The sequence below is a fragment of the Dietzia sp. B19 genome (assembly GCF_014145155.1).
GTDB lineage: Bacteria > Actinomycetota > Actinomycetes > Mycobacteriales > Mycobacteriaceae > Dietzia > Dietzia natronolimnaea.
Window position 1 is genome coordinate 1 of the sequence record NZ_JAALED010000170.1, and the last position, 8,209, is coordinate 8,209.

At 63.4% G+C, this 8,209-nt stretch carries 5 protein-coding genes; all 5 read left to right on the plus strand.

Translation table 11 applies throughout. The features are described 5' to 3' along the window. On the plus strand, window positions 1–884 hold an 884-nt coding region (locus G6020_RS05985), incomplete at its 5' end, for a restriction endonuclease subunit S (RefSeq protein ID WP_182609987.1). Further along, a complete protein-coding gene (locus G6020_RS05990; protein WP_182609988.1) occupies window positions 884–1,999 on the plus strand; it encodes an endonuclease NucS domain-containing protein in 1,116 nt (371 codons plus the stop codon). The genes G6020_RS05985 and G6020_RS05990, both read left to right, overlap by 1 nt. Window positions 2,000–2,025: 26 nt before the next feature. Continuing rightward, window positions 2,026–2,880 carry a restriction endonuclease gene (locus tag G6020_RS05995; RefSeq protein WP_206682206.1) on the plus strand — a complete coding sequence of 285 codons (855 nt, stop codon included), beginning with the start codon at window positions 2,026–2,028 and terminating at the stop codon, window positions 2,878–2,880. Between the two features lie 102 nt (window positions 2,881–2,982). Continuing rightward, window positions 2,983–4,632 (plus strand): crosslink repair DNA glycosylase YcaQ family protein, encoded by a 1,650-nt coding sequence (locus tag G6020_RS06000; protein ID WP_347238318.1) that lies wholly within the window; start codon window positions 2,983–2,985, stop codon window positions 4,630–4,632. After that, on the plus strand, window positions 4,629–8,027 hold the full coding sequence (locus G6020_RS06005) for a DEAD/DEAH box helicase family protein (protein ID WP_182609990.1): 3,399 nt from the start codon (window positions 4,629–4,631) through the stop codon (window positions 8,025–8,027). Before G6020_RS06000 ends, G6020_RS06005 begins: the two co-directional genes overlap by 4 nt. Window positions 8,028–8,209 lie beyond the last annotated feature (182 nt).

Consider the following 8,209-nt stretch of genomic DNA (forward strand, 5'->3'; position numbering starts at 1 on the left):
CGCTCAGATGCGAAGAGCCGGTTATCCTTCCTGAGCAAAGGGACGTAAGCGCCAGATATCTCTGGCACATATTGAATAACGAGACCAGATGGCCTCGGTCCGGTTCGGCTCAGCCCTTCATCAAGCCGAGCGATGTAAAGAAACATGTTGTGCCTCTCCCCCCCCTCGTTGAGCAGCGCCGCATTGCCGCCATACTCGATCGCGCTAATACGCAGTTAGAAAATACCCGAAGAGCCGCATCACTTCTCGAGTCGCTCGGGCAGGCTGTGTTCCACCAGATGTTTAGCGACAGGAACTGCGAAACAGTTCTACTAGGCGACCTGATAGCGCAGCATCAACTTGGTCTTGATAAGAGGACATCGGAACTGGGCCCCCTAGGAGAATTCTCGTACTTGAAGATGGACTCCATTACGAGCGCGGGCGGCCTAGATCTTAGTAGGGCCACTCGCGTCGACTGCTCCCCAGAGGAATTCGAAAAGTACTCACTGCGCGAGGGCGACTTAATATTCAACACAAGAAATGCTCGAAATCTTGTTGGAAAGTCGACTGTGTACCGCGGGCCCGTCACGATCTTCAACAACAACATTCTTCGACTTCGATTCGCCGAAACGGTGCATCCGGATTTTATCCACCAATTCTTGTGGTCGAAAGGCGGCCGACAACAGCTTGATGCTCGAAAATCCGGCACAACCAGTGTGTGGGCGATTTACTTTAAATCGCTCAAAACTATTAAGGTTCCAGTTCCTGATCTCGAGAGTCAGACTAAATTTTCGATCCGGCTACGAAATGCGAGGACCCAAGTTGAACGCTATCGCAAGCGCGAGGCGTCCTTAGAGAAACTGCTGAGGTCTCTTGAATCGCGGGCTTTCCTCGGAGAACTCTGATGCCCGTCGAGATGGGGATCTGGCGGATCGACGGCGGGACACCGCGGCGGCTCAGCGCCAGCCAGTTGCCCACTGAGTCCATGCTCGAAGAGTTCCTGGAGCAGGACCCCACTCTCCTGGGTGAGCGCCTCCTCGTCGTCGGGCGTCAGGTTCGGACGCCGTACGGGAAGTACATCGACCTCCTGGCCATGGACGTCGAGGGCAACCTGCATGTCCTCGAACTCAAACGGGACAAGACGCCCCGCGATGTGGTGGCACAGGTCCTCGACTACGGCTCGTGGGTCTCGACCCTGGACCGCGAGACCGTCATCGAGCTGGCCAACGCGCAGCTGACCAGGCCCTTTGAGACCGCGTTCGAGGAGGTCTTTGGCATCTCCGCTCCCGACGAAGTCAACGGGTCGATCAACCTCGTCGTGGTGGCCACCGAACTCGATTCGTCGTCCGAACGGATCGTCACCTACCTCCGCGAATTCGGCGTGCCCGTCAACGTCGTCTTCTTCACCCACCTCGAGGACGACGGCCGCCGCTACCTCGCACGATCGTGGCTTGCCGGCGACGACGAGGGAACGCATCGATCGGCGTCGGGCCCCCGGGGTGCGAAGGGCAAGAAGGCGGAGTGGAACGGCATCGACTGGTTTGTCTCCTTCGGCGACGAGACCAGCCGCTCGTGGGAGGACGGCCGCCGGTACGGGTTCGTCTCCGCGGGCGGCGGGAGCTGGTACTCGGATTCGCTGCGCTCGCTCCCCGTCGACGCCCGGGTCAACGTCCACATCCCCAAGCGCGGATACGTGGCCGTCGGCACCGTGCTGCGGGAAGCGACACGGTTCGACGACGCGATGGTCGAGGTCGACGGGCAGTGGGTGCGGCTGCGGGACCAGAAGTTGAACGCCCCGTACCGGCACTCGCCCGACGGCGTGAACCAGGACGGTAATGAGAGCGACGACGACGAGTATGTCGTCCCCGTGGAGTGGACCGTTGCCGTGCCGCAGTCCGACGCATTCTGGGTCAAGGGGATGTTTGCCAACCAGAACAGCGCCTGCAAGCTCCGGCAGGAGTTCACCTTGGACCGACTGGGCGGGCACTTTGGGCTGGACCAGATCGAGGATGCTCGATGAGCGGAGTACCCACCTGGGACCAGTACATGGCCCCCGCGCTGCAGGTGCTCCTCGACGGCGAGGTACACCGCGCCCGCGACATCTGCGCTTCTGCCGCCGACCTGCTCGGCGTCAGCGCGGAGGAGCGGCTAGAGACGATCCCCTCCGGCCAGCAGCGGTACCGTAATCGCGCCAATTGGGCTCTCTCGTACCTTTATCGCGCCGGCGCCGCTGAGCGGCCGGTGCGCGGGCATTACCGCATCACCGACGCGGGGCGGAAGCTGTGCACCGACCATCCGCACGGGATCAAGGAGAAGGACCTCCCATCGATTGATGGCGCTGTACCGCCCTCTACGGTTGTTGATCCTCCAGATGACCTGACGGAGCTGGACCCGGTGGAGCAGGTGTCGCTCGGTGTGGAACGCCTGCATTCTGCTGTCGCGACCGACCTGCTCAATCGGCTCCACGCGAACGAGCCCGCCTTCTTCGAACAAGCGGTTCTCGACCTCATTATGGCCATGGGATACGGCGGTGCCGAAGGCACCGCCACCCGCACCCAGCTCTCCAACGACGGCGGTATCGACGGGATCGTCGACCAGAACGCTCTCGGGTTGAGCCGCATCTATGTACAGGCCAAGCGCTACGCCCTCGATTCAACCATCGACCGCCCCACGATCCAGGCCTTCGTCGGCGCACTCCACGGAAATCAAGCCAACCAGGGCGTGTTCATCACCACCGCGCGCTTCAGCAGCGGCGCCCGCGCCTACGCCGACTCCGTCCCAACTCGAGTCGTGCTCATCGACGGCAAGCGGATGGCCTCGCTCATGATCCGCTACGGCGTGGGCGTGCAGGTGAACCAGACGGTGCACATCGTCGAGGTGGACGAGGACTTCTTCGAGTAGCAGCATGGCCGCCTACACGACCCGAGCCCAAAAGTTTCATAAGTTATGACTCCGACAGCCGATCTGCCCTCGCCAGTCATAGCTATGCATTAGATTGGCGTCGTGGACATCGAGACCATTCTTGCCGAGGGCGAGTCGCTCACCATCGAGTTCAAATCCCAGATCTTCGACAAAGAGCTGGTCAAGGCGGTCTCCTGTATGTCGAACTCCCAGGGTGGGACCCTCCTTATCGGGGTCGAAGACGACGGGACAGTGTGCGGTGCCCGCCCTCGGCACGGAGACGCAACCAATCCCGACCGGGTGGCCGCCGTCATTCTGAACACGACCACCCCTCCACTCCCAGTGAGCGTGTCGCTACACCACTACGGAGATCACGAAATCATTCGGATCGACGTCCCTATCGCCGACCCGGGTCCGACGGGCACGAAGGACGGCGTCTTCACGAAGCGGGTACTCGACACCAAGGGGGAGCCCCAGTGCCTCCCGATGACCGCGCACGAAATTGTGAGTTTGGGGATGGTCACTCGGGGCCAGGACTTCGCGGCAGCGGTCGCGCGGGGTGCAACGCTCGACGATCTCGACCCCGACGAGTTTGACCGGTTCCGACACCGTTGTGCCGATACCGGCGACCCCATCGCGAAACTGGGCGACCTCGATATTTTGCGGGCTCTCGGCCTCGAACCGCACTCCGCTCCAATCAGCATCGGGGCCATCCTTCTATTCGGCAAAAACCACGCATTGCGCCGCTGGATCCCCAACGCAGAGTTCCTCTTCCAAGATCTTCGGCATGGACCGAGCTCGACCAATGACCACATCGTCGGCCCACTGGTGAAGGTCGCCGAGGAGCTAAGGAGCCGGATCGATTCCCGGAACACCACAACCGAAATTTTGGTCGGGCTCCATCGCCTGGAGATCCCCCTCATACCGGAGATCACCCGGCGCGAGACGGTGGCGAACGCACTGGTCCACCGCGACTACGCCGAGCTCGGACCAACACGAGTCCAAATTACCGACGACGACTTCATCGTTACCAATCCGGGTGGCCTGCCCCCCGGCGTTACGGTGGCGAACATCCTCGAACAATCCAAGCCCCGGAGCGTCCTCCTCGCTTCCGCTTTCCTCCGCGCAGGATTGGTGGAACGCAAAGGGAAGGGGGTCAACGAAATGTTCGAACACCAACTTCGCGCCGGTCGCGACGCCCCCGACTATTCGGGGACGACCCTCGATTCGGTAGTCGTCAGCATCCCTCTCGGCACCTCAGACCTCGATCTCGTGCGCTTCCTACGTACATACGAGAACGACAACCAGCGACTCCTGACCCTCGACGAACTGCGAGTGATCCACGAGGTGAAGGCGTCGGGGTCGCTCAGTCCCGGGGAGCTTGCGAGTTCGCTCGATCTGCCGTCCTCCGCCGTCCGGCGAATCACCACGTCTCTCCTGGAAGCGGGCATTGTCGAGTCTCGCGGGACAGGGCGAAGCCGGAGTCTTCATCTAACGGCCCGCTTCTACGATCTGGCCCATGACCGGAGCGCTTACGTTCGAGTCAAGGGCGCCGATCCATTTCAACTAGAACGCATGATCCTCGACTACGTAGCCGCCTACGGATCGATCACCCGCGCCCAGGCAGCCGAACTCTGCCAGAACACGCCCCCACAGGCCCGCGCGATTTTGAAGCGAATGGTCGACAAGGGTGCACTTCGCATGGTCGGCGAGCGGCGCGGAGCGAAGTACCTGCTGGAGGAGACCGCATGACAACCAACTTCGATTTTGTCCCCGCCGAGTGGGGCAGTGTCCGTGCGGACGCCATCCAGGCGGAGTCGAATGGTCAGACCGACCCACGTGTGAGCGTGTTCTACGCCCGTCGGGTCCTGGAGCAGGTTGTGGTCCTGATCTTCGACCTCGAGCGACTGCCGCTGCCGTACAACTCCGACCTCAGCGGGCGGCTCGGCGACCCCGGGTTCATCGCCTCGGTCGGCCCGGAGATCGTGTCCAAAGCCACGGTCATCCGCCGGGCCGGCAACCGCGCGGTCCACGACAAGAAGGAGATCCAGGAAACGTCCGCCCTCGAGATACTGCGGCAGCTCCACGACCTGCTCAAATGGGCCGCCTACAGCTACTCGTCCACGCCTGACGACGTGCCCACCTCGTCGTCGTACGATCCTTTGCTCATTCCGGCACCCGCCGCCACGGGCGGCCAACCCCCACTCACCGCGGCGGAACTCGCCCAGCTCAACAACGTCCTAGAGGCCAAGGACGCCGCGCTCGCGGCGGAGAAGGCCACCAGTTCCGCGCTGCAGGCGCAGATCGACGAGCTAATCGCCAAGGTCCAGCAGGCTCAGAAGATCAAGGACGCCCCCGAGCCGACCTTCGACGTGAGTGAGGCCGAGACCCGGCGCCAGTTCATCGACGCGGACCTGCGCGAGGCCGGGTGGGACCTGACCGACGCGCGGGACCGCGAGTTCCCCGTCACCGGGATGCCCAACGACACCGGGCAGGGATTCGTCGACTACGTCCTCTGGGGAGAGGACGGCTTGCCCCTGGCACTGGTCGAGGCCAAGAGATCGCTCGCCGACGCCACGATCGGCCAGCAACAGGCCAAGCTCTACGCGGACTGTCTGGGAGCGAAGTTCGGCCGTCGCCCCGTCATCTTCTTCACCAACGGGTTCGAGCGCTGGCTCTGGGACGACGCGATGTACCCGGCGCGCCGCGTCAGCGGCTTTTTGACCCGGGGCGAGCTGGAGCTCACCGTGCAGCGCCGGCATTCACGAACGCCGCTCGAGGCGACGCCCATCGACAAGACCATCGTGGAGCGGCATTACCAGCAGCATGCAATCCGCTCGGTCGACGACGTCTTCACGCAAGGGCAGCGCGAGGCGCTCCTGGTGATGGCCACCGGATCGGGCAAGACCCGCGTCGCGATCGCGCTGGTGGACCAGCTCATGAAGGCTGGCTGGGTCAAGCGCGTGCTCTTCCTGGCGGACCGGGTGGCCCTGGTCAACCAGGCCGTGTCCGCGTTCAAGGCGCACCTGCCGTCGGCCACCACCGTCAATCTGGTCACCGAGAAGTACCAGGAGGGGCGCGTCTACGTCTCCACCTATCCCACGATGATGGGGCTGATCAACCAGACCGACGACGGTCGCCGCACCTTCGGCCCGGGACACTTTGACCTCGTGGTGATCGACGAGGCCCACCGGTCCGTGTATCAGAAGTACGGGGCTATCTTCGAGTGGTTCGACTCGCTGCTCGTGGGCCTCACCGCCACACCCAAGGACGAGGTCGACCGCAACACCTACAGCCTGTTCCGCCTCGAGGACGGCGTCCCGACCGACGTGTACGGCCTCGACGACGCCGTGGCCGAGGGCTACCTGGTGCCGCCCGTGGGAGTGTCCGTGCCGACCCGGTTCCTGCGCGAGGGCATCCACTACGACCAGCTGTCGGAGGCCGAGAAAGACGAGTGGGACCTCCAGGACTGGGGTGACGACGAAGCGCCCACCGACATCGACCCCGAGGAACTCAACCGCTGGCTCTTCAACGCCGACACCGTGGACAAGGTGCTGGCAACCCTCATGGAGAACGGCCACAAGGTGGCTGGTGGCGATCGCCTGGGCAAGACGATCATCTTTGCCAAGAACTACGCCCACGCCAAGTTCATCTGGGAGCGCTTCGACCTGGCCTACCCGGAATACAAGGGCGAGTTCGCCAAAATCATCACCTACAAGTCCGAGTATGCGCAGAGCCTCATCGACGACTTCTCCGAGACGGACAAATTCCCGCAAATCGCGATAAGTGTTGACATGCTCGACACGGGGATCGACGTCCCCGAGGTGGTCAACCTCGTGTTCTTCAAGATGGTCCGGTCGGCGTCCAAGTTCTGGCAGATGATCGGAAGGGGGACACGCCTGGCGCCGGATCTCTACGGGCCCGGGGAGGACAAGAAGAACTTCTATGTTTTCGATTTCTGCATGAACCTCGAATACTTCAACCAACCCGGTGCCGGAAGCGAGGGTTCGGTGCAGAAGTCTCTCGGTCAGCGACTGTTCGAAGCGCGGCTCGGACTCGTCTCCGCCCTGGACCAGTCTGCCCCGGGCCAGGGGGGCAGCCCGGTCGACCCCGAGCTCCGCGATGCCACCGCCCGGCACCTCCACGAGATCGTCGCCGGCATGAACCTCGACAACTTCTTGGTCCGGCCCAAGCGCGAGTGGGTCCTGAAGTACCAGGACTGGGCGCGTTGGGACCGCCTCACCCCCCAGCGCGCGGGAGAGGTCGCCGAGCACCTCGCGGGCGTGCCCTCGACCGTGAAGGACGACGACGAACAAGCCAAGCGGTTCGATCTACTGCTCCTCCGGACCCAACTTGCAGTTCTCGACGACGACCACGTGACGGCCGAGAGGACGCGGGGGCAGATCCAGGAGATCGCCGGAAGTCTCCTGTCCCAGACCGCCATCCCGGCGGTCGCCGCGCAGCAGCAGCTCCTCGCTGAAGTCTCGGAGGACGAATGGTGGCAGGACGTGACGCTGTCCATGCTCGAGCTGGCGCGACTCCGGATCCGCGGGCTCGTGCGCTTCCTGGAGAAGTCGGCGCGCGCTGTCGTCTACACCAACTTCAAGGACGAACTTGGCGAGGGATCAATAGTTGAGCTGCCCGGGATGGCAGTCGGCACCAACTGGGAGCGCTTCAAGGCCAAGTCCCGGGCATACCTCCTTGAGCACGAGGACCATATCGCCCTACAGAAGTTGCGACGAAACAAGCAGCTCACCGAGGCCGACCTGGCGTCGCTAGAAGAGATGCTGGCTAACTCCGGCGCGGGCGGCCCCGAGGACGTCGCTCGTGCTCGGGAGGAGGCCAACGGCCTGGGCCTCTTCGTCCGCTCCCTCGTGGGGCTCGACCGCCAAGCGGCCACAGAGGCGTTCTCTGAGTTTCTGTCCGACTCCACGCACTCCGCCACGGAAATCCGGTTCATCCAGCTCATCGTGGAGGAACTCACCGCGAACGGGGTGGTCCCCGCTGCCCGACTCTACGAATCACCGTTCACCGACCACTCACCTACCGGGCCGGACATGCTGTTTCCCGGGGCCGCCGGCGACCGCATCTTCGTGATACTCGACGAAGTGCGGGGCCGAGCGCTGCCTGACATGGGAGTCGCATAGCGGCCGGTATCAATGTTCTTCCGGTTTATCCTCCGCTCATGCGCTTTCCCGCCACCCGATCCCGCCGTCCGCTGGCCGCGGCGGTCGCAGCCCTCGTCGTCGTCTCCTCCGCGGTCCTCGCGCCGGCCACCGCCTCAGCCCAACCGGCACCGCGGTGGTCCGGACTGGACACCCGCCAGTGG

Coding starts and splice junctions, on each gene's coding strand:
- G6020_RS05990 (WP_182609988.1), top strand. CDS start 884: ATGCCCGTCGAGATGGGGATCTGGCGGATCGACGGCGGGACACCGCGG.
- G6020_RS05995 (WP_206682206.1), top strand. CDS start 2,026: ATGGCCCCCGCGCTGCAGGTGCTCCTCGACGGCGAGGTACACCGCGCC.
- G6020_RS06005 (WP_182609990.1), top strand. CDS start 4,629: ATGACAACCAACTTCGATTTTGTCCCCGCCGAGTGGGGCAGTGTCCGT.